The following is a 24633-nucleotide window of genomic DNA, read 5'->3' as shown; positions in this document are numbered from 1 at the left end:
CACAAAACTGCAATGCGCGGTCCGCATAAGATGTCCTCCGTTAACAGGAGACGCACATGCGCGCGACTTTTCTTGGCACCGTCGCAACGATCATTCTTACCGCGAGCTCCGCGCTCGCACAGAGCGAAGGCGAATTCCCCGCTAAGCTCGCCGGCCATTTGGTGATGCCGGCTGCCACCTTCATCGACGCGCCGGCTGATGCCCCCGCCGATCTCAAGACATCCGGCAAATACACCACCGGGAAGCGCGTCGACGCGCTCGGCACGGTGATGGGCAAGTCCTATGAGCGGCCGACCGGCGTATCGTTGCCGTTCAAGGGCCAGCCGTTGCAGGGCCATTCCGGCATCAAGTCGATGGGCGACGGCACCTTCTGGGTCATCACCGACAACGGCATGGGCGCGCGCGCCAATTCGCCGGATTCGATGCTGTACCTCAACCGCTACAAGATGGATTGGGGTGGCGGCAAGATCGAGCGGCTGGAAACCGTGTTCCTGCACGATCCCGACAGACGCGTGCCGTTCCGCATCGTGCACGAGGACACCGAGAGGCGCTATCTCACCGGCTCCGACTTCGACACCGAAGGTTTTCAGATCATCGGCGACACTTTCTGGATCGGAGACGAATTCGGCCCCTATATCCTGAAGGCCGACAAGACCGGCAAGATTCTCGGGCTGTTCGAGACGGTCGCCGACGGCAAGCCGGTGCGCTCGCCGGATCACTGGGCGGTGGCGACGCCGGGAGCACCGGGCGCGACCTACAGCAACGTCAACCTCCGCCGCTCCAAGGGTTATGAGGGCTTCGCCTCCTCGAAAGACGGCAAGTTTCTCTACGGTCTGCTCGAGGGGCCGCTCTGGGATGCCGAGAAGAAGGACTGGGAGAAGGTCGACGGCAAGGAAGCCTCGCGCATCCTCGAATTCGACGTCGCTGCTGAAAAGTTCACCGGCCGCTACTGGCAGTATGTGTTCGAGCAGAACGGCAATGCCATCGGCGACTTCAACATGATCGACCCGAGCGCCGGCCTGATCATCGAACGCGACAACGGCGAAGGCACGCCTGACAAGGCCTGCCCGCAAGGCACCCGCGGCGAGAACTGCTTCCCAGACGTGGCCAAGTTCAAGCGCGTCTACAAGATCGAGCTCACGGAGGCCAATGTCGGCAAGCCCGTGCGCAAGATCGGCTATATCGATCTGATGAAGATCAGGGATCCCGACAAGAAGGCGAAGAAGCCGCTCAATGACGGCGTCTACACCTTCCCGTTCTTCACCATCGAGAACGTCGATCGTGTCGACGAAACCCACATCATCGTCGGCAATGACAACAATCTGCCGTTCTCGTCCAGTCGCGATCCCAACAAGGCCGACGACAACGAGTTCATGCTGCTCGATGTCGCGGATTTTCTGAAGGCGAAGTGAGCCCTGCTCTCTCCTCTCCCTCTCCCCGTTCTTACGAGGAGAGGGTTGGGGTGAGGGGCTCGATCCATGAAGACGGTGAGCGTGCGACTCGCGGAGAGTCCCCCTCACCCGGCGCTTCGCGCCGACCTCTCCCCGCAAGCGGGGCGAGGTAAAGAACTCCCTAACCCGCCGGCACGATCACCATGCTCTTGTCCTTCGGCCAGCGAATGCGCCAGGCGAAATTGATGCCCTTGACCTCGCCGGGCTTGGCATCGAACGACCATTCCAGCACGCCGCGCTTGTCGCGGATGTTGCTCGCAGTCGGCGACGTGGTCGCAGGCAACATCTCGACGAGGATGTCCTCGCTCTCGCTGACCGGCAACTGATCCTCGATCGCGACCTTGATCGGGAAGTCGTGACCGTTGCGGATTGTGGTCTTGAATGCACGCTCGTCGGTCTTGGACGTCGTGACCAGGAGACCGGCCGACCCTTCGTTGCGCTTGAGCACGGCGCGCTCGATCCTGACCTTGTCGTCGGCGCCGAAGCCGAGCCGCACGATATCATCCTTGGCCGAAGCTGAGAGCTTGCCGCGGCCGACGAAGGTTCCATCGCGATAGATTGCGACCTTGCCTGGCAACAGGCTCGCGTCGTCGGTCTGCTTGAAGCTTGCCTCGAGGAAGGCGGTGGGATCCATCACCGGTGCCGCGCGCACCATGAGATCGGCGGGCACGGTCATCGAGGCGATGCGCAGGCTCTTGGCGCCCTCGGCTGCGCCGAGGTTGACGCGGCCAGGAATCTTGTAGGTGGCCTGGAAATCGCCGATTTCGGCGACCGCCTGCTGTTCTTCGGCGCGCTCGCGGATATCCTCGGCCGCCTTGGCCGCGGACGTTTCGATCTTTCGCTGCTGCATTGGCGCCGCCGCAGGCATTGCCGAATCCGAAAGCGAACCCAGCGCTCGCGGCCTCGGCACCTGCGGATATTGTGCGACCAGCGAATTCAGCTCCGGCGCGCTGCCGCCGCGGCCGATGCGGACCGTGGAGACGCCGAGCGTGACGTTGGACCAGTCCTCGCCGGTCGATTGCGTGACTTCGGCGCGGCGGACAAGCTCGAGCTGCGGTTTGCGATCCTTCGCGCCGGTGTCGAGGCGGGCGTCGTAGAGCGGCAGCCAGCGCGCATTGCGCACATTATAGGTGACCCTCAACGTCGCCTTGGTTGCTGCCGGGGCGGCGATGTCCATGCGGACTTCGAGCTTGCTCGGCGGCTTGGCCTTGCGCTCGACTTCGAGCTGGCCGATCTGCCGATCGATCTCGCGCATCTTGCGCGTGGCGTCGCGAACGGCGGTATCGGCGCTCGCAATTTCCTCGCCGACCGTGGCAAAGGCCGTGCGCCATTCGGCAATCGGCCGCGCCTCGCCCTTGTCGCCGATGCCGGCGGGCGATGCTTCCGCAAAATGCTCCGCGAATTTGCGCCGCGCATTGGCCGAGTCGATCGCGCCTTGCAGGTCGGCGCGCTGGTCGTTCAGCGCCTCGATGCGCTTGTCCAGCTCCGGCAAATTGACCGGCGAGGCACGTGGCGTGCGCGCATCGATCGTGCCGATGGTGAGCTTCGTTCCCCCCTCGCCCTCCACCCGGATCGACGAGGTGTCGAGACCAAGCGGGAAGTCCTTGGCAATGAGCGTCGAGTCGCCAGACGGCAGGTCCACCGCGATGACGCGGGTAACGGTCGCGCCATCGGGGTAAACGGTGACGGTATCGATGGCCGATGTGGCGTCCAATTCGGCGGCCCATGACGGCGACGCGAATGCCGTGGTCACCAGAACCAGGCTCGTCGTTGCCAAACATTTTGCGGTGATGCGCATCAAGTCCCTCCTCCAAGTCATCGCCGCCGCCAGCCGGACGCGCGATCCAATGCCTCGCCAACTTGGTTGGACGCGGCAGGGAAGGAACTGGTTCGATTGGGGTTTCCGTGGGGCGCCGCCGCGGCGGCAGCAAGGCCCGCGACGTGTGGCCGGCCCGCCACGGAGCGCTTAATCCTGAGGGGACGAACCCTGCCCGAAGATGCGGCGAAGCAGGTCCGTCACGTTCCTGGCGCCTGCTTTCTTGAGAATGCCGGCGCGATAGCCTTCGACCGTGCGTGCGCTCAGATGCATGCGCCGGGCGATCTCCTTGTTGGTCAGGCCGGCGGCCAGATGCTCGAGCACGTCGCCTTCGCGCACAGTCAGAGGTTCGCAGCCGGGCAGCCAGCGCTGCCGGTTGGAGCCGGGCTGCGCGAACTCGTCAATCGCAGCATCGATCCGGTCGACGATGTCGCGGGTGCGGAACGGCTTCTCGATGAAGTCGGCCGCACCGCTCCTGATGGCGTCCACCGCCATGGCGATGCTGCCGTTTGTCGCGGTCACCAGCACCGGCGCCATGCAGTTTTCCTCACGCAGGCGCTTGAGCACGTCGAGACCGGAGCGATCGGGCGGCATCTCCAGCAGCACGCAGGCCGGCATCCGCGCCCTGGCTTCCGAGAGCAGAGACGCGCCGTCGGCGAAGCAGATCACGTTGTATGCGCTCTGTTGGAGCGCGGTGGACAATTGTTCGCGGGAGGCGGCATCGGTGTCGATGACGAATACCTCACCCTTGGAAAGCATGTTCCCCGGCATAATTCCGATCCAGCAATGTCTTTGGGTCAAATGGTCCGAGACGGCAGCGGGGCCTCGTCGCGCCGCGCCGTCATAGGCACGGCATTCACGCCCGTGCTTCGGTTTCACTTATGTATGTTCCACCCGGTTCCCGGATTTGACGGATCGGGACATAAACTTTACATTTCGGGACATCTGCGGGAATGGCTGGCAGGAACGGTTCGCATGACCGACCTCATTCGCAGCGCGGGCTTGAGCTATTACCCGGAGGTCGCCCGGTCGGTCGGGCTCGACCCCAGACAGATGATGCGCAAGGTGAGGCTGCCGCTGGCCTGCCTCGACAAGCCCGATACGCCCATTGCTGTCACCGGCCTGCGACGTCTGCTCGAATTGTCGGCGGAGGCGTCCGGAGCCGAAGATTTCGGCTTGCGGCTTGCCGAGCGCGGCGGGCTGACCAATTTCGGCGCGGTCGGCCTGATCGTGCGCGAACAGGCGACCGTTGGTGAAGCCATCGAGGCCTTCTCGCGCTTCATCCCGATCCACCACGACGGCATGAAGCTGGACGTCACCCGCGACAAGCAGACCGTGACCGTCACGCTGCACCTGCGTGGCCGACAGCCGACCGCGCCGCGCCAGTCGATCGACATGGCGCTCGGCAGCGTCCACCGCATCATCCAGTCGCTGTTCGGCAGCGATTGGCGGCCGCAGGAAGTGCACCTGCATTATCCACCGCCGCACGACCGCAAGCGCTACCGCGAGTTCTACGGCTGCCGTGTGACCTTCAACGCGGAGGACGATTCGATCCTGTTGTCGGCACACGACATGGAGCGCCGCATCCCGAGCGCGCATCCGCTGATCGCGAGCTATCTGCGCAAGCGGATCGAGGCGATCGAGACGCGGCCGGCAAGCTGGGAGGAGAAGGTCGACGAGGTCGTGCGTCTCCTGCTCGCCGGCGGCGACTGCACGGTCGAGCGCGTGGCCGAGCACCTTGCCTGCACCCGCCGCACCATCCACCGCCACCTCGCCGAAGCCGGCACCAGCTTCTCGGCCATTCTCGACGCGCAGCGCGCCGATCTCGTGGTCCAGCTGATCGACGACCCCGGCCGGCCACTGGCCGACATCGCCGTGCAGCTCGGCTTCTCGGCACAGAGCGCCATGGCCCGCTGGTTCCGCGGCCATTTCGGCTGCACCATCACCGCATGGCGCAAAGGCGTCAGGCCACCGGGATCATCGATCGTCGCGACCGCGGCTTGAATTCAGCGTGCCGGGACGGGCACGCCCATGATGGCGAGGGCGCGGCGACGGCTGCCGGCGAGCAGCGGCCCGAACGCAAGGGCAAAGCCGAGGAACGCAACGATCCAGCCGCAGGCGGCAATGTGCAGCAACGCGTCGCTTTGCGCAGGCCAAACCACCGCCGCGACCCGCGCCAGCGCCGCCACGATTATCGCACCGTAAATGGCTTGTGTCGCCGGCGAAGCCGTCAGCGCCTGTCCGGTATGGCCGAGACTCGCACGGCTCATCACCGCGAGCGTCATGGTTCCGGCCGCGCCCGCCATCCAGGCGTGGATGCCCGCGCTCGGCGGCAACGCGCCGAAGACGGCAAAAGCATGCAGGAGGAAGCCGAGCGGCACGAAGACATAGCCGACATGGAGGATCAGGAGCAGCCGCTCGCGGAATGTGCGGTCACCGGCCCAGCGCGCAAGCCGCACCAGATGGAGCCCGCCGACGACCGCCATCACCACGCCGGTGAAGGTGCTCAACGGCGCGATGATCCATAAGACGAGCGCCAGCGCGCTGCACCCGATCACCACCCCGTCAAAACGCCCGAACGGCACCGGGAGGCGGCCGGGGTTGAACTTGACTAGCCAGTTGCGGGTGAAGCTCGGGACGATGCGGCCGCCGATCAGCGAGATCATCACAACGACCACGCCGATGCCGACGCGGATGCCGACATCGGCCGCACCCGCATCATGCGCTTCGAGATGGAAGGCGACATTGCCGGCGAGCAGCACGAGTACCAGCACCACGACGGGCAGGTTGCGCCAGTTGCCTCCGGCGATGATCTCGCGCGTTGCAGCGGCGACGACCAGCGTCAGGAAGGCGGCATCGACGGCAAGCGCAAACGCCCAGCCGATATCGGCGGACACCGTCACCGCGACCCGGCCGGCGATCCAGACAGCCAGCAGCGCGCCCAAGGACGTCCCCTGGATCGGCAGCCGCCCGGTCCAGTTCGGGATCGCCGTGAACAGGAAGCCCGTGATCACCGCCGGCAGGAAGCCGTAGAGCATCTCATGGACGTGCCAGTCGCGCGGCGCGAAAGCGGAGCTCACCGACAATTCACCGTAGAACATCGGCAGCCAGGCCAGGATCGAAAGCCCTGCCTGGATCGCGGCAAGCAGGAAAAAGGGCCGAAAGCTGTTCGCAAACAGCGGCCAGCCCTCAAAGTTGCGGGATCGGGCGCCAGCCATGGGTCAACTCCAGTCGATTCAAATCGTCGTCTGGAAAAATACTGCCGTCCGGCCGGCTCGTTTTTGAGCTATCGCAAACACCCTGACGATTGCAGGTGTCATCACACTTCCAGCGCCAAGGAGGCAGAATGGCCAAGGTCGACACATCGCTGGTTGCGCATTTGCCGCTGTTTGGCGGTGTCAAGCCGGAGGACCTCGAGGAGATCCTGCGCGAGGCCCGCTCGGCGCGCTATCCCAAGAACAGCGCCATTTTCGAGCAGGGCGCGGACGCGCAATCGTTCTTCCTGCTGCTGCACGGCCATGTTCGCGCGGCCAAGACCACACCGACCGGCGAGCAGATCGTGGTGCGATATGTCGCGCCAGGCGAAACGTTCGGTCTCGCGATGGCGATCGGAGCCGCGCGCTATCCGGCCACGGCGATCGCGGTCGACGACAGCGTCGCCCTGATCTGGCCGACCTCGGCCTGGCCGCGGCTGGTCGAGCGATTTCCCTCGCTCGCCGCCAACACGCTCCAGACCGTCGGCACGCGGCTGCAGGAGAGCCACACCCGGATCCTGGAAATGTCGACGCAGCAGGTCGAGCAGCGCGTCGCGCATGCGCTGCTTCGCCTCGCCAAACAATCCGGCAAAAAGCTCGACCGCGGCATCGAGATCGATTTCCCGATCAGCCGCCAGGACATCGCGCAGATGACCGGCACCACGCTGCACACCGTGAGCCGCATCCTGAGCGGCTGGGAACAGCAGGGGCTGGTCGAAAGCGGCCGTCAGCGCATCATCCTGCGCGATCCGCATGGGATCGTCGTGCTGGCGGAACGGAGCCCGGACAGCGGCGCGGCATAGGCCAGGGTTGAGGGTCGCTTCCACTTACGGCGAAAGCGCCCCTCACCCGGGAATCCGCGCGCGGCCCGCACGAATTCCAGACCGCTTCACGCCGGCACGCGATCGCACAGCGCGGCGAGGAATTTGTCACGATCGATGCCATGCTCGCGGCAGGCGTCATCAACCGTGTGAAAGGTTGCGATCGGACAGCCCACGCAAGCCATCCTGAAGGCGAGAAACACCCGGATCGTGTGCGGCGCCGTGCGCATGATGTCATCGACCAGATCGTCGGATCCAAAAGGCATGGGCAACAACTCCGTTCGGAAACCACGATAGCGGAGCGGGCTGTGGTTTCTTTGTTGGAGCGCAAGCTGCCTTGTCATTCCGGGGCGCGCGAAGCGCGAGCCCGGAATCCATCGGGCAGCAGGCCAAGAGGTGAAATGGATTCCGGGCTCGCGCCAAGGGGCGCGCCCCGGAATGACGGAGAGAGAGACTACACCGCCCGGCTGTGCAACTGCTTCGCCGGATCCAGATGCGCGTCGAATGCGGCGGCGACGCTGCGCACGAGAAAGCGCGAGTCCTGTGCGACTGCGAGGCGGTCGCCGTCCAGTCTCACGACACCATCGGAAATCAGCGGCTTCAGACGCGACGCCGATTTCAGCACCGCCCCGGCCTCGGCGCCATGACGCGCGCAGATGTCGCCGAGATCGGCGCTGAACTCGCACATGATGCGTTCGATGATGTCGGCGCGCAGCCGATCGTCGTCGGTGAGCCCATAGCCTTTCGCGGTGGCCAAATGGCCCGCGGCGATGCTCTGCGCATAGGCGTCGATCTGCACCTCGTTCTGGACATAGCCCTGCGGCAAATGTCCGATCGCGCTCGCGCCGAAGCCGAGCAGAACTTCGCCCTTATCGGTGGTGTAGCCCTGAAAATTCCGCCGCAGCGTGCGTTGCTCGAAGGCCACGGCCATGGAATCGCCGGGTCGCGCGAAATGATCGAGCCCGATCTGCACATAGCCGGCCTCCTTCAACGCATTGGCGATCGCGCAGGCCTGGTCGTGGCGCCCAAGGCCGTCGGGCAGCACGGCCTCGTTGATCATGCGCTGGTGCTTCTTGAAAGCAGGCACATGCGCGTAGCCGAACACCGAGAAGCGGTCGGGCCCAAGCTCGAGCGAACGTCGCACCGTATCCAGGCACGAGGCAACGGTCTGGTGTGGCAGTCCGTAGATCAAGTCGAAGTTGATCCCGTTGATGCCGGCGTGCTGGAGCATGTCGACCACGGAAGCCGTCTGCTCAAAACTCTGCACACGGTTGATCGCGCGCTGCACGACAGGGTCGAAGCTCTGCACGCCCAGGCTCGCGCGATTGACCCCGGAGAGCCGCATGGCCTCGACCATGTCGGCAGTCAGCGTGCGAGGATCGATCTCGACCGCAATCTCGGCCGACGGCAGCACGAAGAAGGCTTGGCGCATCGCCGCCATCAACTCGGCAAAAGCCTCCGGCGCCATGATCGTCGGCGTGCCGCCGCCGAAATGGATGTGCTCGACCTTGATGCGCCGGCCGATCATTTCGGACACCTGCGCGATCTCGCTGCGCAGCGTGCGCAGATAGGCCGCGATGAGACCGTCTCGACGAACGATCTGGGTATGGCAGCCGCAATACCAGCACATCTCGCGGCAGAACGGCACGTGCAAATAAAGCGACGCGCTGGCCGCCGCCGGGAGTTCCGCCAGCCAGAGGGCGTAGGCACCCGCACCAATCGCCGGCGAGAAATGCGGTGCGGTCGGGTAGCTCGTGTAGCGCGGCAGTCGTTCCTCGCCGTAATTCACCGCAAGATCGGCCCTCATATCGTACCCATTCGTCAATCAATGCTGCGCAGCGGGGCGGCGCATCCCGGATGGCACTAAATTACCCGTTTTCGGGTGCGAAACCTTGCGCTCGCTCAAAGTCCGAGCACCGGATCGGAGCCATGGTGACATTCGAATATTGCCCTCTGGAGACAGGTTATGGCGTCGTTCGCGCTCGATCTCGTTCTGTGGCTCACCGGCGTTCGCGGCCATATCCCGCGCTTTGACGATTTTCGTCCCCTCCCCTCCACGCCCACCGTTGGCGCCGGCCACTTCGTACGCGTAATGGTCATCACGGTCGCCGTCCTCGCCGCGCTGTCGCTCGCGGTTTGGGGCACGGTCTGGATTGTGATCCAGTTGCTCTAATCGACAACAATCCATTCCGCAACTGAACACGCGAACGATTTGCGGCCGACGCGGCTGACGTCGCGCGCCATCGCGTCTTTCGCATCGCCGATGCGATCTTCGACAAACTCCTGAGGATTTTACCGGAGGCGAATAGGGCAAAAGCTTGTCGCAGCACAAACACGCTTGCTGCGATCGGCGCACACTGCATTCCGTCATCAAAACCATTTCAGATGAAGGATGCTTCCGATGTTCACCCGCCGAGCCGCATTGATCAGCGCCGCCGCAACCGCCCTGATGCTGGCGACACCCGCCTTGGCCGCCGACGATCTCAAACTGCCGCGCCAGAAGGTCGAGCTGGTCGCTCCGCCCTTCGTGCATGCGCACGAGCAAGCGACCAAGCAGGGCCCCAAGATCGTCGAGGTCCGACTCACGATCGAGGAGAAGAAGGTCGTCATCGACGAGAAGGGCACCACATTCCAGGCGATGACCTTCAACGGCTCGATGCCAGGTCCGATGATGGTCGTGCACGAGGGCGACTACGTCGAAACGACGCTGGTCAATCCTGCAACCAATTCCATGCCGCACAACATCGACTTCCATTCCGCGACCGGTGCGCTCGGCGGCGGTGCGCTCACGCTGGTCAATCCCGGCGAGCAAGTCGTCCTGCGCTGGAAGGCGACCAAGACCGGCGTGTTCGTCTACCATTGCGCACCGGGCGGCCCGATGATCCCCTGGCACGTCGTCTCCGGCATGAACGGCGCCGTGATGGTGCTGCCGCGCGACGGCCTCAACGACGGCAAGGGCCACGCACTGAAATACGACAAGATCTACTATGTCGGCGAGCAGGACATGTACGTGCCGCGCGACGACAAGGGCAACTTCAAGTCCTATGAATCGCCGGGCGAAGCCTTCACCGACACCGAAGAGGTGATGAAGAAGCTGATCCCCTCCCATGTCGTGTTCAACGGCAAGGTCGGCGCGCTCACCGGCAAGAATGCGCTGACCGCCAATGTCGGCGAGAACGTGCTGATCGTGCATTCGCAGGCCAATCGCGACAGCCGTCCGCATCTGATCGGCGGCCATGGCGACTATGTCTGGGAGACCGGCAAGTTCTCCAATGCGCCGGAGACCGGGCTCGAGACCTGGTTCATCCGCGGCGGCTCGGCGGGAGCTGCGCTGTACAAGTTCATGCAGCCCGGCATCTACGCCTATGTCACGCACAATCTGATCGAGGCCGCCGACCTCGGCGCCACCGCGCACTTCAAGGTCGAAGGCAAGTGGAACGACGATCTGATGACGCAGGTGAAGGCCCCTGCCGATATCCCGGCCCCCAACACCAACTAGACGCGACGAGGGGCCGGTGAAGACCGGCCCCTTTTCCTCGGGGAACGACCATGCTGATCGCATTCAAGCTGAAACTGCTGCTCGCCTGCGCCGCCGGGCTTGCAGGGCCGATCGCGGTAGCGCCGCTGGTGTCGGACATCCGGACCCACGGCGCCGCGGCGGAGCCCGCCATCGTCAGGGTCGCGCCAGGCAGCCTGTCCTATCGCGAGGCCGGCGATTTCACGCGCGCCGGGCAGCAAGCGGAAGCGCCGCTGCGCGCGATGCGTTTCGAGAAGCCGCTGAACATCATGCGGCATCAGGTCTCGTCATCCGACTATCAGAGTTGCGTGCAGGAGGGCGCTTGTCGCGCGCTTGATCGCGGCGTGGCAATCGCCTCCGATCGACCCGCGGTGCAGGTGAGCTGGCACGATGCCGAGGCTTATGCGGGTTGGCTCTCGCGCAAGACCGGTCACAGTTACCGCCTGCCGAGCGACGCGGAATGGGCCTTTGCGGCCGGCTCCAGATTCAGGGATGACGGCCTTCCGGTGGACGCAGCAGATCCATCGAAGCGCTGGATCGGCCGCTATGAACGTGAATCCGAACGCGACCTCTTCGACACGACGGCCTATCCGTTCGGCAAGTTCGGTTCGAACGAGCATGGCATCGAAGATCTCGCCGGCAATGTCTGGGAGTGGACCTCGACCTGCTTCGTGCGCTCGCGGATCGACGCGGCCGGCAATGCCGGCAAACCGACCGTGAATTGCGGCGTGCGTATCGCCGAGGGTGCGCACCGCGCCTATGTCACCGATTTCATCCGCGACGCCCGCGCCGGCGGCTGCGCGCAAGGCGTCGCGCCCGCCAATCTCGGCTTCCGCCTGGTTCGCGAGGAGCCGTCGTGGGTCGCAAGCGTGTCGGCGCGGTGGGCTCGGGCATGGTCGGTTAAGTCATGATGCGATTGAGGTGGCAATGTGCGCGCTGCCTCCACAATGTCGTCCTGGCGAAAGCCAGGACCCATTGCCACCAAGCAAAGTATGGCGAAGACTCGCGTTGACAGCCCTTGGGACTATCGCCGACCGCGATCGATAGACCTCGCGGTATGGGTCCTGGCCTTCGCCAGGACGACCGAAGATGTGGTCACGGCGGCGCCAAGCTGAAACGAAAATGGCCGGAGCGAAGCCCCGGCCATTTCGCGGTACTTGCAAGCGCCTTACGTGTTCTTCAGCGCGACGCGGAATTCGGCTTCGGTCTTGGCCTTGACCTCGTCGAGCGAGACGCCGTCGGCGAGCTCGATCAGCGCCATGCCGCCGCTGCCGTGTTTGTCGATCGTGAAGACGGCCAGGTCAGTCACGACCATGTCGACCACGCGCTCGCCGGTCAGCGGCAAATTGCATTGCTTCAGGAGCTTTGGACCGTCCTTGGCCGAATGCTCCATCACCACGACCACGCGCTTGACGCCGGCGACGAGATCCATCGCCCCGCCCATGCCCTTGACCATCTTGCCGGGGATCATCCAGTTGGCGAGATCGCCGTTCTGGGCCACCTGCATGGCGCCGAGGATCGACAGATCCATGTGGCCGCCACGGATCATGCCGAAGGAATCCGCGCTCGAGAAATACGAGGTCGACGGCAGCTCGCTCACCGTCTGCTTGCCGGCGTTGATGAGATCGGCGTCCTCTTCACCCTCATAAGGGAACGGGCCCATGCCGAGCATGCCGTTCTCGCTCTGAAGGCTGACGTCCATGCCGTCCGGGATGTAGTTCGAGACCAGCGTCGGGATGCCGATGCCGAGATTGACGTAATAGCCGTCACGCAGTTCCTTCGCGGCGCGCGCAGCCATCTGTTCACGGGTCCAGGCCATGTGGTTCTCCTGATACGCTTAAGCGGCGGTGCGCGGGCGGGTGTTGCGGAATTCGATGCGCTTCTTGGCCGTTCCGACCTCGACGATGCGCTTGACGAAAAGACCGGGCGTGTGGATGTGGTCGGGATCGAGTTCGCCGGCCGGAACCAGATGCTCGACCTCGGCCACCGTGACCTTGGCGGCGGTCGCCATCATCGGGTTAAAGTTGCGCGCGGTCTTGCGGTAGATGAGGTTACCTGCGGTGTCGCCCTTCCAGGCGTGGACGATGGCGAGGTCGGCGAACAGGCCGCGCTCCATCAGGTATTTCTGGCCGTCGAATTCCTTCACTTCCTTGCCTTCGGCGATCAGCGTGCCGACACCGGTCTTGGTATAGAAGGCCGGAATGCCGGCGCCGCCCGCGCGGATGCGCTCGGCCAGCGTGCCCTGCGGATTGAATTCGAGTTCCAGCTCGCCGGCGAGGAATTGCTGGGCGAACAGCTTGTTCTCGCCGACATAGGACGAGATCATCTTCTTGATCTGGCGGGTTTCGAGCAGGCGGCTGAGGCCGATGCCGTCGACACCGGCATTGTTTGAGACGACCGTCAGGTCCTTGACGCCGGAGTCGCGGATCGCGTCCGACAGCGTCTCGGCGATGCCGCAGAGGCCGAAGCCGCCCGACATGATCATCATGCCGTCTTTCAGAACGCCCTCGAGAGCCGACTTGGCGTCGGGATAGACCTTGTTCATGCAAATTACCTTCGAGTGAACCTTCGGCTTGCAGGCGTCGCGCCTTAGTGGCGGCGATTATTAGGCGAAATCGTCCGAAGCCGTCAATGATACGGGGTTCTCCGCTCCGCCCCTGGGTGATAGAAGCTGCCCAAGCCGTGGGCGCAACCGTTCCCGCGGCCTTGAAAGCGACAAGAAAACCCATCAAGTTGCGGCACTTAACACAATAGGTCTTGGGCGTGGGGCGCGCAGGTTTCCCGGCCCGCCTTCTGGCTCCAGCGACCAACTCGATCAGGACATGCCATTGACCATGGCCCAAGGAATGAAGCGCCTCGGGACGCCGATCGCGGCGCTGCTCGGCGTGGCGCTGATCGCCCTGATCGCGACCTCATGGCTCATCAACCGCGACGCGCTGCGCAAAGCGGTGGAAACGCAGATCCGCGACGTCACCGGGCTCGAGGTCAATGTCGCAGGCGCGATCGACATTTCGGTGCTGCCGGCAAGCTACATCTCCTTCCATGACGTCGGCCTGAAGGGCGGCGGTACCAGCGACCCCGCGCTCCACGTCGACGTACTGACCGCGAACCTGCGGCTGCTGCCGCTGCTGCTGCAACGTTTCGAGATCGCCGACCTGACGCTGCTCCGGCCGCGCATCCATGTCAGCCTGAAGCCGGACGGCGAAAGCAACTGGACGCCGTTCATCCAGACCATCGCGCGCACCATGAAGCCCGGCGCCGAGAATCAAGTGTCGTTCTCCGAGATCCGGATCCAGGACGGCGTGCTCGATTACGAGGATGCTGCCACACACGGCACCGAGAAGTTCGAGGACATCGACCTGTCGCTGGCCTGGCCCTCGATCTCGCGCTCCTTCGCTGCGACCGGACAATTCGACTGGCGCGGCGAACGGGTTGACGGCTCGATCAGCTTTTCCGATTTCGTCGCCGCGCTCTCCGGCGAGCGCTCGGGGTTGAAGGCGCGGATCGCGAGCGCACCGCTCAAGCTCGCCTTCGACGGCAGCGTCGCCAACCGCACCAGCCCGATGATGGAGGGCACGCTCACCATCGACAGCCCGTCCTTGCGCAACGCGCTACGCTGGACCGGCCAACCGCAGCCCGCCAGCGGCGGCTTCGGCCGCTTCGCGCTGAAGGCACGGGCCAATGTCGTCGGCGCGTCGATCGCGCTCACCAACGTCAATGTCGAGCTCGACGGCAACACCGCCGAGGGCGTGATGACCTACGCCAATAACGGCCGGCAGACGCTGCAGGCGACGCTCGCGGCCGACGCGCTCGACTTCACACCCTATATCTCGACCTTCCGCCTGCTCGCGAGCGGCGCGCGCGACTGGAACAGGCAGCTGTTCGATCTCAACGCCTTGTCGACCACCGATCTCGACATGCGCCTGTCGGCCGCCAAGCTGACGGTCGGGGCGTCGAAACTCGGCCGCACCGCGATCGGCGCGAATCTGCGCAACGGCACGCTGGCGCTCTCGGTCGGCGAGGCCCAGGTCTATGGCGGCATCGCCAAGGGCTCGTTCGGCATCGCGCGCTCCGATACCGTCGCCGACATCAAGGCGCAATTCCAGTTCACCGACGTCGACCTTCAGGCCTGCGCCTCCGAGCTGTTCGGTATCAACAAGCTGTCCGGGCGCGGCAACATCAACGTCTCGCTCCTCGCGTCCGGCTCGAGCCCGTTCGGCCTCGTGCAGTCGCTCGACGGCAGCGCCACCGTGACCGGGCATGACGGCGCGATCTCGGGCTTCAATGCCGAGCAGCTCCTCAAGCGGCTCGAGCGGCGGCCGCTGTCCGGCGGCGGCAATTTCCGCAACGGCTCTACCCCTTACGACAATCTCACCATCGCGGTGAAGTTCTCCGATGGCGTCGCCACCGCCGAGGACATCCGCGTCGAAGGACCGGCGGCGAAGATCACGATGACCGGCACCGCCTCGGTGCCGACGCGCGAATACGACATGAAGGGCGTGGCCAGCCTCAACAGCGCGTCGGGGTTCGAATTGCCCTTCGTGGTGCAGGGCCCCTGGGACGATCCCCTCGTCTTTCCCGATCCGGAAAGCCTGATCCGCCGCTCGCCGGCCTCTGCGCCCCTGCTCGACATGCTGAAAGACCGCAAGCCGGGCGACGCGGTGCGCTCCGCGATCGAGCGCATCACCGGCACCGGGAAACGTCCCGCACCGGCCGAATCGCCGACGGCGGAGAACGCCAAGCAAGGCGCGAAGTCGAACTAGGCTGATAGACATCGCTCTTTCCGATTTCGGCAGCCCACACTCAACAAGCTCGACTTGCCAGCGGCTTGCCAACTGAATACTGCGGCCGATTTCATCCCAAAGGTGGAGTTAAGCGGCCGATTGCGTCGTCGAGATCCACGCCTTGTCCTCCTGCACCACTGCTCGCCCGCCGATCTTCGATCCGGCCGCGACGTTGAGAGTGCCACTCTGTCCCAGTTCGCGTGCCAACACCTCGCGATCACAAGCGCCCTCCCACAGCGAAACGGTGATAGCCGCGACGCAGTTGCTGATCATGCTGGTCAGCGCCCGTGCTTCCGACATGAAGCGGTCGATGCCGACAAGCAGCGCCACGCCTGCCACGGGCAGATCCGGCATGACGGAGAGAGTCGCGACAAGGGCAACGAAGCCGCTGCCGGTAACGCCGGCCGCGCCTTTCGACGTCAGCAGCATCAATCCGAGCATCGCCGCAATCTGCCCCCATGACAGGTGGATGTCGCAGGCCTGCGCGATGAAGATGGAGGCCAACGTGAGATAAATGGCGCTGCCATCAAGGTTGAAAGAATAGCCCATCGGCAATACCAGTCCGGACACGCCTTTTTGGCATCCGAGCTGCTCCAGCTTGCGCAGCGCCCCAGGGAGCGCCGGCTCCGACGATGACGTGCCGAGCACGATGAGCAGTTCTTCCTTGAAGTAGCGAATGGTCTTCCACAGGCTGAAACCGTTCAACCGCGCCAGCGTACCGAGCACGACGATCACAAAGACCGAGCAGGCGACATAGAATGTCAGGATCAGCAGTCCGAGCGAGCCGATCGAACGGACGCCGTAGCGGCCGACCGTGAAAGCCATGGCGCCGAAGGCACCGAGCGGAGCGAGCTTCATGACGAAGCCGAAGCACACAAACAGCACCTGTGAGAACGAGTCGATTGCCTTTGTCACGACGGCACCGCCGTCGCCGGCGCGACTCAGCCCAAAGGCGACCAGGACGGAGACCAGCAGCACCGGCAGAACTTCACCATCGGCAAACGCTCCGAAGAACGAATGCGGAATAATGTGCAGCACGAAGTCCGCGAATCCGGACACGCCAGCTTGCTTGGTGAATTTCGCGGCCACCGACGGATCCAACGTGCTGGGGGAAACATGCATGCCCACGCCCGGCTGGATCCACGATACGGCGATCAGGCCTGCCAGCAATGCGAGCGCGGTCAAGAGGTAAAACAGCGCCATGGATTTCACCAGCGTGCGGGCAACCTCGCGGGAATCGCTGATGCTGTTGATGCCGCTCACGATGGTGCAGAACACGATCGGCGCGATCATCATCTTGACCAGCTTGACGAAGCCGTCTCCGAGGGGCTTCAGCGCGGCGCCGAATTCGGGCCAGAAATGGCCCATGAGGATCCCCAGCATGAGGCCAATCAAGACCTGGACGTAGAGAACCCGGTAGAATGGCTTTCGCACCTGAATGTTCGGGTGTCCGACCAGCGCTTCCTTATGCATTTCTCGTTGCTCCCTTGGCTCTGAGTTTATGGCCCTGAATTTGTGGCTCTGATTTTTCTCGATGGCTTCGGAGGCGGCCCAGCTTCAGGCCGCCATGACTGAAAGAGGCACGTGCGACCGGCGAGCGAAGACGTGGCCCTCGAAGATTCGCCGAGCTGTCCGCTGCACCTTGGCAACTGGGCCAGGCTCCAGCCGAACCACGAGTTGGCCGGATGGATGGGCAAGTGTGATCGTCACCGGCGGCGCCAGCAGTCCGACCATCTCTGCGGCGATCGTTCCGGGCGTCACACACGCGGTCGCGATCGCGACAGCGCCGGTCACAGCGAGTGCGCTATGGCAGTCGTGCGGCATGAAGTACCGGGTGTTCAACGTCGCCTCGACCGCGGGCGAAATCAGGACCGGCTTCGGAATCACCATTGACGGAGAATCCGGAAAACCCATCCGGCGTCCAGCCTCGATACGCAGGTTTTCGAGCCGCGCGCGGAAGTCGCCGTCGGCGAACGCCGAGGGTGCCTCACGGCCGGTCCATCCCATATCCGCCGCGCGGACCAGCATGACCGGCATGGCTGCGTCGATGCAGGTTACGTCCACCCCTTCGATGCGGTCGACCGGACGTCCCGTCGGTAGCAGGCGGCCGGTGCGTGCGCCGGCTGCGTTGGGGAATGACAGTTCGATAGGCGCGGCCGTTCCCGGTACACCGTCGATCTGCGCTTCGCCCTCATAGGTCACGCGGCCACCGGGAGTGGCAACCGTCGCGTCAATCAGCTTGCCGGTATTGACATTGTGGATGCGCACATGGGTGCGATCTGCGGTAGCGGCGACCAATCCGGCTTCGATTGCGAACGGCCCTACCGCCGCCAGCATATTCCCGCAGTTCGGCGAAGTATCGACGATCCCTTCACGAACCCGTACCTGGGCAAAGAGGTAATCGACATCGGCACCCGCGACGGATGCCGGTCCGACGATCGCAACCTTGTTGATGACGGCGTTGCCACCGCCAATTCCGTCAATCCCAAGATCGTGTCCCCCTCCCATCACCGACAACAAGATCGCATCCCGCAGCCTGGGTTCGGCTGGAAGATCGCTGGCCAGAAAAAACGGCCCGCGCGAGGTGCCCCCGCGCATTACCACGCATGGAATAGCGATCTGATCGTTCATGAGGCTCTTCCGTTCGGGAACTTTGCTCGAAGGAGATCATCCACCCGCCCAACTCTTTTGTGAAATGCAAATATCTGATGTATTATTCCGGTTATTGGTACAACGGAGTCTGCCATGAATGCAGAACTGCTCGACCTCAAGGCGTTCATCACCGTGGCGGAGATGGGCAGCTTCGTCCGCACCGCGAAGGCGCTGAACCTGTCGCAACCGGCGCTGAGCCGGCGCATTCAGAAACTCGAAGAAAGCCTCGGCGCGCCGTTGCTCGAACGGTCCACGCGCCACGTCAACCTCACCATGACCGGCCGCGACTTCCTGCCAAAGGTGCGCCGCCTCATCGACGAGTTCGAAACGTCGGTGCTTGCCATCCAAGATATCGGTGCGCGAAGTTCAGGTGTTGTGTCGGTGGCCGCGGTCCCGACAGCAGTATTCTATTTCCTGCCACGAGCGATCGGCCGATTCGCCGAAGCGTATCCGCGCATTCGCATCCGGATTTTGGACATCGGCGCCAATGAAGGATTGGAAGCGGTCGCGCGCGGAGAGGCCGACTTCGGTATCAATTTCATCGGCGCTTCGCATGCCGAAATTGAGTTTGAGAAACTGGTTGAAGACCCTTTCGTCCTGGCGTGCCGCCATGATCATCCGTTGGCATCGCGCAAGCAGGTGAGCTGGTCGGAGATAGTGCCGCACCGTGTCATCACCGTGGGCCGCAACAGCGGCAATCGCGCGTTGATCGACAACGCCATGGCGCGGCACGGCTTGCAGCTCAACTGGACCTACGAAGTCGCTCACCTCTCCGGTTCGCTTGGCTTGGTCGAAGCGGGACTGGGCGTCGCGGTGCTACCGAGGCTCGCGACGCCAGCCGCCGGCCATCCGATCATCCACACCATTCCGTTGGTCGAGCCGGAGGTATCGCGGACGATCGGAATCGTGCGTAGGCACGGTGCGACCCTATCTCCACATGCAAGCCAGCTCCTCAAAATGCTTTTCGAGGCATGGCGCTCTCCCTTAGGAACGAGCGGGCAAGGCAGGCCGCGTGCCCGAACCGCCGGGGCAAGCTCGAATGCTGCTTCGACGGGCCTGAAGCGGAAACGCTGACAACTCACCCGCGGCGCGCTGCCAGACTGTTCCTGCCGCTGCCGTGTCCTCAAAGGCATTTCTGGATCACCGCCGCAGCACCGCGGCGCGGCCGGTTGCGTTGCCTTGGGCCGTCACACCGCTTACAATAGCCGGATCTTTCGGCAATCCGGCGGATGATGGGGTGAAGCCGGGATGCCCAGAGCGAATTGATTGCCACGAATTGATGCAGCCTTTAGATCGATGCGCACATTAAGCATCTCCACAGGGCGATCCCCCACGACCTATGTCTGACAACAAGCCGCTAGATCGTACCACGGCCATGCGCTAGTGTTTTATACGACCGGTTAAAAACACCGGCCGTTTGAGGGAGAAAAACGTGAAATCCAAGGTTATTGGCGCAGTATCACTGGCGGTCGCTGCGGCCGGGCTGTTCGCAGCCGCTGCACCCGCATTTGCGCAGCAGAAGACGATTACGGTCTGGTGGGGCAAGGGCTTCTACCGCTCCGAAGACGACGCGCTGCTTGATACGATCAAGAAGTTCGAAGCCAAGACGGGAATCAAGGTCGAATTGTCGCAGTACGCGATCCAGGACATGATTCCGAAGACGGTCGCGGCGCTCGATGCCGGCACCGTGCCCGACGTCGCCTATTCCGACTCCTATGACGTCCAGGCGCAGGGCAAGTGGGCCTACGAGGGCAAGCTCGAGGACCTCTCGGATATCATGGAGCCGATCAAGGGCCGGTTCGTGCAGAACACGCTGGACGCCTCGATCCTCTACAACGACGTCACCAAGAAGAAAGCTTATTACGGCTTCCCGCTGAAGCAGCAGAGCATGCACGTCCAGATCTGGAACGACATGCTGGAGAAGGCCGGCTTCAAGCTCGCCGACATTCCGACCGACTGGGCGGGGTACTGGACGTTCTGGTGCGACAAGGTGCAACCCGGAATCCGCAAAGCCACCGGCCAGCGCATCTACGCCGTCGGCCAGCCGATGGGCGTGGAATCCACCGACGCCTTCCAGTCGTTCTACACCTTCATGGACGCCTACCACGTCAAGCTGGTCGATGACGACGGCAAGCTCACGGTCGACGATCCCAAGGTCCGCGAGAACCTGATCAAGGCCATGAAGGACTACACCGACACCTACATCAAGGGCTGCACGCCGCCGTCCTCCACGACCTGGAAGGATCCGGACAACAACGTCGCGTTCCACAACAAGACCATCGTGATGACCCACAACTTCACGATCTCGATCGCGGCTAAGTGGTACGAGGACTCGCAGAACCAGGCGCTCACGCAAGAGCAGCGCGACGCCGGCAAGAAAGCCTATGAACAGGACATCATCACGGCGTCCTTCCCGAAGGCGCCGGATGGGTCGACCATCCGCTACCGCTCCGACGTCAAGACCGGGCTGGTGTTCAGCGTGGCCAAGAACAAGGCCGAGGCCAAGCAGTTCATCAGCTTCCTGCTCCAGGAAGAGAACGTGCGGCCCTATATCGAAGGCGCGCTCGGCCGCTGGTTCCCGGTGACGAAGGAAAGCCAGGCCAGCCCGTTCTGGCAGGCCGACAAGCACCGCAAGGCGGTTTACGCCCAGTTCACGGGCGGCACCGCGCCGTTCGACTTCACCAAGAACTGGAAGTTCACGATTCTCAACAACGAGAACGTGTGGGCCAAGGCGATGAACCGGGTGGTCAGCGAGAAGGTTCCGGTCGACAAGGCCGTCGACGAACTGATCGCCCGCATCAAGCAGGTCGCGGGTTAAGTCATCGCCCCTCGCCCCGCCCTGCGGGTGAAGGTATAAGAACAGTACCGGCCGCGTTTTGCGGCCGGCAACTCTTTGAAGAGTCCAAAAAGAATGGCGATTACGCTCTCTGGTGATCAGTCGATCCCCGCACCGCCCTTGTCGTCGCGGCTGACCCCGACGCAAATCTGGGGCATCGTGCTGCTCGCACCCTATTTGCTCGTTTTCCTCGCCTTCGTCGTCTACCCCGTCTGTTACGGGCTATGGCTGGCGCGCGCTCCGTCCAATTATGTCGCGCTCTATAACGACCCGATCTTCGCGCGCGCCGCCGTCAACACGCTTATCTTCCTGGTCATCGGCATCAATATCAAGATGCTGATCGCGCTGTTCCTGTCCGGCTTCTTCGCGCAGCAGCGCACCTGGATCAGATGGCTCTCGGTGGTTTTCATCCTGCCCTGGGCGGTGCCGTCGATCCCGACCATCCTGTCGGTGCGCTTCATGTTCAACCCCGAATGGGGCATGGTGAACCACTTCATCTTCTCCTTGACCGGCGATGACGGCCCGAACTGGCTGAACGACCCGACCGTGGCGCTGACCATGGCGATCGCCGTCCACATCTGGAAATCGCTGCCGTTCTGGACGCTGATCCTGATGACCGGACGGCTTGCGATCGCGCAAGATCTGTTCGAGGCCGCCGAGGTCGATGGCGCCAGCTGGTGGCAGAAATTCCGTTACATCACCTGGCCGTCGCTGCAGATGCTCTACATCACCTGCACGCTGCTCTCGATGATCTGGACGCTCGGCGACTTCAACAGCGTCTATCTGCTCACCGGCGGCGGCCCGGCCGACCTCACGCACGTGTTGTCGACGCTCGGCATCCGCTATCTTCGGCTCGACCAGCTTTCGCTCGCGATGGCCTCCATCGTCTGCGCGATACCGTTCGTCCTGCCGCTGATGTACTTCATGATGAAACGGTTGTCGCGATGAAGCTTCCCTCTCTCCGTGACGTCGCGACCGAGGCGCGGCTGCTCCTGATCGGCATTCCCGTCCTGCTCTGGACGATGATACCGATCTATCACATGTTCCTGTTTGCGATCTCGCCGAAGGAGGACGCGTTCTCGGGCAAGCTGTGGCCGGATCATCCGACACTGCACAACTTCGAAATCGTGTTCAAGCAGCAGCATTATTTCCTGCGCGACTTCTACGTGCAGTTCTGGAATTCGCTGGTGATCGCGGCGGCCGTCGGCGTGCTGACGCTGGTCATCGCGACCGCCGCGGCGTTCTCGATTTCGCGGCTGCGCGTGCCCGGCGGGCGCATCGTGATGAACCTCGCGCTGTTCACCTATTTCATCCCGGCGGCGTTCCTCGCGGTGCCGATGTATCGCACCATGGGCAATTACGGCCTGCTCAACAATCATTGGTCGCTGATCCTGGCCATGGTGACGATCGCCAGCCCTTATGCGATCTGGGTGCTCAAGCAGGCCTCCGACAAGCTGCCGGTCGAACTGGACGAGGCCGCCGTGATGGACGGCGCGACGACCCTGCAGATCTTCCGCCTGGTCTATTTGCCGCTGATGATGCCCTCGCTGGTCGCGATCGGCACCTATGCGGTGCTGCTCGCCTGGAACGAATACCTCTACGCGTTCCTGCTGCTCTCGAACGACCGCGAGCTCACCCTTCCCGTCGCGCTCGGCAACTTCCTGGCCGCCGACGACTCGCCGTGGGAGCTGCTGATGACGACCGGCTTCATCTACGCGCTGCCGCCGGCGGCGATCTACTACGCCTTCCGCCGCTACATGGTGGGCGGGCTCACCGCGGGTGCGGTGAAGTCCTGACGCAGCAGGACAGGTCGGGACGCCGCAAGCACGGCGCTCGCGCAGACTAGCGGACAATTGCCAGTTGTCCGCGCCTGCTCTAACTTGCAGCCCGCAAAGCCAGCGGGCTCATCATGCGCAGCAACGATGCACTCCATCTCGGCCTGATGCTCGGGGCGCTTGCCGCGTCCTATCTGGTGCCGTTCGAGCTGTTGCTGCTGGCCTATGTCGTGCTCGGCCCAGCGCATTATTTCACCGAGATCTCGTGGCTGCATGATCGCAGCTACTATCTGCCTCACCGCGGGATTGCCGCTGTCCTGGCGATTGTCGCCGTGGTCGCGGCCCTGATCGACAACGCGTCATGGTTCGGCTCCGCAATGTGGGGCGCGCTGGTCGTATGTGCCATGCTGGCAGCCACCACCTCGGCGATCGAAAGCATGCTGCTGTTCATGGCGGCCATCGCGCTGTCCGCGATCATGTATTCGAGCGGGTCGTCACTCGCGGTCATCGGCATCCTGATTCCGACCTTGATCCACGTCTGCCTGTTCACGCTGATCTTCATGGTGCTCGGTGCCTACCGGTCCGGCAGCCGCGTGCAGGCCGCGCTGGTGGCCGTCTACCTCGTCGCGATCGCCACGATCCTGCTGGTGCCGCCCACCGCCGAAATCCGGATCGCGAGCTTTGCCCGCGTCGGACAGGATTACTTCGGCAATGTCGGTCCGGCCCTCGGCCGGCTGTTCGGCGTGCCCGGGCTCGTCCTCGACGTCAGGCTGACCAGCCTGCTCGCCTTCGTCTACACCTATCATTATCTGAACTGGTTCATCAAAGCCGACGTGATCCGCTGGACCGCTGTGCCAAAGGCGCGGCTGGCGGCGATGGCCGGCGCCAGCGCCGTCTCCACCGCGCTGTACTTCTACGACTACGCCTTCGGCTTCACCTTCCTGCTGGCGCTGAGCCTGATCCACATCCTGCTCGAATTTCCGCTCGACAGCCTTGCGCTGCGGCAGCTTGGATCCGCCGTCCACGGCGCGGTACGCGCGCGATTCGCGGAGCCCGCCGCGGCTTCCGCGACACGATCGCGTTCTACAGGCACCAAGGCTGTGAAACGCGCATCCCGGTCACATTGATCATCCCACCGCGCTCTTGCGGCGATACGCGATCAGAAGCGCGATCGTCGAGCCGATGAAATAGCCGGCGGTCGCGCCCGAAATGGCGCGGCCGGCGATGAAGGCCACCGCGCGATCGCCCGCATCGATCGCCGAGATCACGCCAACCGTGTACTGCAGGGAGAACACGACGAGGTTGCGGACCAGCGCAAACGCGCTGCCGGGACGAATGATCTCCCCGGTCGTGTGATCGACATCGAACGGACGCGGCGTCAGCACGCCGAGCGGCAGTAGCGCCAGTGCCGCCGCGATCCAGGCGATCAGCGGCCACGTGCCGTCCTGATGTCCAAAGCCGATCCGTGAGACGCCCCAGACGATGAACACGGCCGGCACGATCAGCGCGCGCGAGATCGGCGCCCTGCGGGGCTGCATCGCCTTGATGCCCTGCCAGACCAGATAGGCAAGCAATGCGAAGACCCAGAGCGGCGTATGAGTGATGATGCCGAGCGCGAACTTCATGATTGACTTTCGTCACTATGCCTGACCGAGGCGAAACGATAAAAATCAGATTGACAACCTAAGTGTGCGCGCACGATATTCTCTATCTATTGTCGGTACCGC

At 63.6% G+C, this 24633-nt stretch carries 22 protein-coding genes; 12 read left to right on the top strand and 10 right to left on the bottom strand.

Annotated features, from left to right (window positions below; genetic code table 11):
- Positions 1-56: 56 nt before the first annotated feature.
- Positions 57-1412 (top strand): esterase-like activity of phytase family protein, encoded by a 1356-nt coding sequence (locus tag AC0L2F_RS21765; RefSeq protein ID WP_473249794.1) that lies wholly within the window; start codon positions 57-59, stop codon positions 1410-1412.
- A gap of 160 nt (positions 1413-1572) precedes the next feature.
- Here AC0L2F_RS21765 and AC0L2F_RS21760 read toward each other — a convergent pair whose 3' ends face one another.
- Together AC0L2F_RS21760 and AC0L2F_RS21755 are read right to left on the bottom strand one after the other, a co-directional pair.
- Positions 1573-3249 (bottom strand): mucoidy inhibitor MuiA family protein, encoded by a 1677-nt coding sequence (locus tag AC0L2F_RS21760; RefSeq protein WP_473249793.1) that lies wholly within the window; start codon positions 3247-3249, stop codon positions 1573-1575.
- Positions 3250-3417: 168 nt separating this feature from the next.
- Positions 3418-4038, bottom strand: a complete 621-nt coding sequence (locus AC0L2F_RS21755; protein WP_473249792.1) for a response regulator transcription factor — start codon at positions 4036-4038, stop codon at positions 3418-3420.
- Positions 4039-4242: 204 nt separating this feature from the next.
- Here AC0L2F_RS21755 and AC0L2F_RS21750 point away from each other — a divergent pair, with 204 nt between their 5' ends.
- Positions 4243-5271: an AraC family transcriptional regulator gene (locus tag AC0L2F_RS21750; RefSeq protein ID WP_473249791.1), complete on the top strand. Its 1029-nt coding sequence runs from the start codon at positions 4243-4245 to the stop codon at positions 5269-5271.
- A gap of 2 nt (positions 5272-5273) precedes the next feature.
- On the opposite strand, the gene AC0L2F_RS21745 is transcribed toward AC0L2F_RS21750, so the two are convergent.
- A complete protein-coding gene (locus tag AC0L2F_RS21745; protein ID WP_473249790.1) occupies positions 5274-6485 on the bottom strand; it encodes an NnrS family protein in 1212 nt (403 codons plus the stop codon).
- Between the two features lie 128 nt (positions 6486-6613).
- Here AC0L2F_RS21745 and AC0L2F_RS21740 point away from each other — a divergent pair, with 128 nt between their 5' ends.
- Positions 6614-7324, top strand: coding sequence for a Crp/Fnr family transcriptional regulator (locus tag AC0L2F_RS21740; RefSeq protein WP_063994810.1), 711 nt, complete (start codon positions 6614-6616; stop codon positions 7322-7324).
- 86 nt (positions 7325-7410) lie between these two features.
- On the opposite strand, the gene AC0L2F_RS21735 is transcribed toward AC0L2F_RS21740, so the two are convergent.
- A complete protein-coding gene (locus AC0L2F_RS21735; RefSeq protein ID WP_007596228.1) occupies positions 7411-7608 on the bottom strand; it encodes a DUF1858 domain-containing protein in 198 nt (65 codons plus the stop codon).
- Positions 7609-7796: 188 nt separating this feature from the next.
- Positions 7797-9149 carry an oxygen-independent coproporphyrinogen III oxidase gene (hemN, locus tag AC0L2F_RS21730; RefSeq protein WP_473249789.1) on the bottom strand — a complete coding sequence of 451 codons (1353 nt, stop codon included), beginning with the start codon at positions 9147-9149 and terminating at the stop codon, positions 7797-7799.
- A 159-nt stretch (positions 9150-9308) separates the two neighbouring features.
- On the opposite strand from hemN, the gene AC0L2F_RS21725 reads away from it, so the two are divergent.
- The 3 genes from AC0L2F_RS21725 to AC0L2F_RS21715 all read left to right on the top strand — a co-directional run bounded on the left by AC0L2F_RS21725 (position 9309) and on the right by AC0L2F_RS21715 (position 11770).
- Positions 9309-9515 (top strand): hypothetical protein, encoded by a 207-nt coding sequence (locus tag AC0L2F_RS21725; RefSeq protein WP_473249788.1) that lies wholly within the window; start codon positions 9309-9311, stop codon positions 9513-9515.
- Between the two features lie 228 nt (positions 9516-9743).
- Complete coding sequence (gene nirK, locus AC0L2F_RS21720; protein WP_473249787.1) at positions 9744-10841, top strand: copper-containing nitrite reductase; 1098 nt, start codon at positions 9744-9746, stop codon at positions 10839-10841.
- Between the two features lie 50 nt (positions 10842-10891).
- Positions 10892-11770, top strand: a complete 879-nt coding sequence (locus AC0L2F_RS21715) for an SUMF1/EgtB/PvdO family nonheme iron enzyme (RefSeq protein WP_473249786.1) — start codon at positions 10892-10894, stop codon at positions 11768-11770.
- A 257-nt stretch (positions 11771-12027) separates the two neighbouring features.
- On the opposite strand, the gene AC0L2F_RS21710 is transcribed toward AC0L2F_RS21715, so the two are convergent.
- Positions 12028-12678 (bottom strand): CoA transferase subunit B, encoded by a 651-nt coding sequence (locus tag AC0L2F_RS21710; protein WP_007596236.1) that lies wholly within the window; start codon positions 12676-12678, stop codon positions 12028-12030.
- Between the two features lie 18 nt (positions 12679-12696).
- A complete protein-coding gene (locus tag AC0L2F_RS21705; RefSeq protein ID WP_007596238.1) occupies positions 12697-13404 on the bottom strand; it encodes a CoA transferase subunit A in 708 nt (235 codons plus the stop codon).
- 289 nt (positions 13405-13693) lie between these two features.
- Between AC0L2F_RS21705 and AC0L2F_RS21700 the strand changes: the two genes are divergently transcribed.
- Complete coding sequence (locus AC0L2F_RS21700) at positions 13694-15622, top strand: AsmA family protein (RefSeq protein WP_473249847.1); 1929 nt, start codon at positions 13694-13696, stop codon at positions 15620-15622.
- A 108-nt stretch (positions 15623-15730) separates the two neighbouring features.
- Here AC0L2F_RS21700 and dctA read toward each other — a convergent pair whose 3' ends face one another.
- The gene (gene dctA, locus AC0L2F_RS21695; RefSeq protein WP_473249785.1) at positions 15731-17116 is read right to left on the bottom strand and encodes a C4-dicarboxylate transporter DctA; all 1386 of its coding nucleotides are present in this window, start codon (positions 17114-17116) and stop codon (positions 15731-15733) included.
- A gap of 84 nt (positions 17117-17200) precedes the next feature.
- Complete coding sequence (locus AC0L2F_RS21690; RefSeq protein WP_473249784.1) at positions 17201-18274, bottom strand: 4-oxalomesaconate tautomerase; 1074 nt, start codon at positions 18272-18274, stop codon at positions 17201-17203.
- Between the two features lie 114 nt (positions 18275-18388).
- Here AC0L2F_RS21690 and AC0L2F_RS21685 point away from each other — a divergent pair, with 114 nt between their 5' ends.
- The 5 genes from AC0L2F_RS21685 to AC0L2F_RS21665 all read left to right on the top strand — a co-directional run bounded on the left by AC0L2F_RS21685 (position 18389) and on the right by AC0L2F_RS21665 (position 24033).
- Positions 18389-19369, top strand: coding sequence for a LysR family transcriptional regulator (locus tag AC0L2F_RS21685; RefSeq protein WP_473249783.1), 981 nt, complete (start codon positions 18389-18391; stop codon positions 19367-19369).
- Positions 19370-19727: 358 nt separating this feature from the next.
- Positions 19728-21113 carry an ABC transporter substrate-binding protein gene (locus AC0L2F_RS21680; protein WP_007614194.1) on the top strand — a complete coding sequence of 462 codons (1386 nt, stop codon included), beginning with the start codon at positions 19728-19730 and terminating at the stop codon, positions 21111-21113.
- Positions 21114-21206: 93 nt separating this feature from the next.
- The gene (locus AC0L2F_RS21675) at positions 21207-22079 is read left to right on the top strand and encodes a carbohydrate ABC transporter permease (RefSeq protein WP_007614195.1); all 873 of its coding nucleotides are present in this window, start codon (positions 21207-21209) and stop codon (positions 22077-22079) included.
- Positions 22076-22927, top strand: a complete 852-nt coding sequence (locus AC0L2F_RS21670) for a carbohydrate ABC transporter permease (RefSeq protein ID WP_007614196.1) — start codon at positions 22076-22078, stop codon at positions 22925-22927. Before AC0L2F_RS21675 ends, AC0L2F_RS21670 begins: the two co-directional genes overlap by 4 nt.
- A gap of 113 nt (positions 22928-23040) precedes the next feature.
- The gene (locus tag AC0L2F_RS21665; RefSeq protein WP_473249782.1) at positions 23041-24033 is read left to right on the top strand and encodes a hypothetical protein; all 993 of its coding nucleotides are present in this window, start codon (positions 23041-23043) and stop codon (positions 24031-24033) included.
- Here AC0L2F_RS21665 and AC0L2F_RS21660 read toward each other — a convergent pair whose 3' ends face one another.
- On the bottom strand, positions 24034-24531 hold the full coding sequence (locus AC0L2F_RS21660) for a DUF6622 family protein (protein ID WP_473249781.1): 498 nt from the start codon (positions 24529-24531) through the stop codon (positions 24034-24036).
- Positions 24532-24633 lie beyond the last annotated feature (102 nt).

The organism is Bradyrhizobium sp. Ken64, assembly GCF_055807555.1.
This window is presented reverse-complemented; position numbering and strand designations above follow the sequence as displayed.

Bases quoted from the DNA above. Each gene is read 5' to 3' on its own strand.
- AC0L2F_RS21765 (WP_473249794.1), top strand. From the start codon at position 57: ATGCGCGCGACTTTTCTTGGCACCGTCGCAACGATCATTCTTACCGCG.
- AC0L2F_RS21760 (WP_473249793.1), bottom strand. From the start codon at position 3,249: ATGCGCATCACCGCAAAATGTTTGGCAACGACGAGCCTGGTTCTGGTG.
- AC0L2F_RS21755 (WP_473249792.1), bottom strand. From the start codon at position 4,038: ATGCCGGGGAACATGCTTTCCAAGGGTGAGGTATTCGTCATCGACACC.
- AC0L2F_RS21750 (WP_473249791.1), top strand. From the start codon at position 4,243: ATGACCGACCTCATTCGCAGCGCGGGCTTGAGCTATTACCCGGAGGTC.
- AC0L2F_RS21745 (WP_473249790.1), bottom strand. From the start codon at position 6,485: ATGGCTGGCGCCCGATCCCGCAACTTTGAGGGCTGGCCGCTGTTTGCG.
- AC0L2F_RS21740 (WP_063994810.1), top strand. From the start codon at position 6,614: ATGGCCAAGGTCGACACATCGCTGGTTGCGCATTTGCCGCTGTTTGGC.
- AC0L2F_RS21735 (WP_007596228.1), bottom strand. From the start codon at position 7,608: ATGCCTTTTGGATCCGACGATCTGGTCGATGACATCATGCGCACGGCG.
- hemN (WP_473249789.1), bottom strand. From the start codon at position 9,149: ATGAGGGCCGATCTTGCGGTGAATTACGGCGAGGAACGACTGCCGCGC.
- AC0L2F_RS21725 (WP_473249788.1), top strand. From the start codon at position 9,309: ATGGCGTCGTTCGCGCTCGATCTCGTTCTGTGGCTCACCGGCGTTCGC.
- nirK (WP_473249787.1), top strand. From the start codon at position 9,744: ATGTTCACCCGCCGAGCCGCATTGATCAGCGCCGCCGCAACCGCCCTG.
- AC0L2F_RS21715 (WP_473249786.1), top strand. From the start codon at position 10,892: ATGCTGATCGCATTCAAGCTGAAACTGCTGCTCGCCTGCGCCGCCGGG.
- AC0L2F_RS21710 (WP_007596236.1), bottom strand. From the start codon at position 12,678: ATGGCCTGGACCCGTGAACAGATGGCTGCGCGCGCCGCGAAGGAACTG.
- AC0L2F_RS21705 (WP_007596238.1), bottom strand. From the start codon at position 13,404: ATGAACAAGGTCTATCCCGACGCCAAGTCGGCTCTCGAGGGCGTTCTG.
- AC0L2F_RS21700 (WP_473249847.1), top strand. From the start codon at position 13,694: ATGGCCCAAGGAATGAAGCGCCTCGGGACGCCGATCGCGGCGCTGCTC.
- dctA (WP_473249785.1), bottom strand. From the start codon at position 17,116: ATGCATAAGGAAGCGCTGGTCGGACACCCGAACATTCAGGTGCGAAAG.
- AC0L2F_RS21690 (WP_473249784.1), bottom strand. From the start codon at position 18,274: ATGAACGATCAGATCGCTATTCCATGCGTGGTAATGCGCGGGGGCACC.
- AC0L2F_RS21685 (WP_473249783.1), top strand. From the start codon at position 18,389: ATGAATGCAGAACTGCTCGACCTCAAGGCGTTCATCACCGTGGCGGAG.
- AC0L2F_RS21675 (WP_007614195.1), top strand. From the start codon at position 21,207: ATGGCGATTACGCTCTCTGGTGATCAGTCGATCCCCGCACCGCCCTTG.
- AC0L2F_RS21670 (WP_007614196.1), top strand. From the start codon at position 22,076: ATGAAGCTTCCCTCTCTCCGTGACGTCGCGACCGAGGCGCGGCTGCTC.
- AC0L2F_RS21665 (WP_473249782.1), top strand. From the start codon at position 23,041: ATGCGCAGCAACGATGCACTCCATCTCGGCCTGATGCTCGGGGCGCTT.
- AC0L2F_RS21660 (WP_473249781.1), bottom strand. From the start codon at position 24,531: ATGAAGTTCGCGCTCGGCATCATCACTCATACGCCGCTCTGGGTCTTC.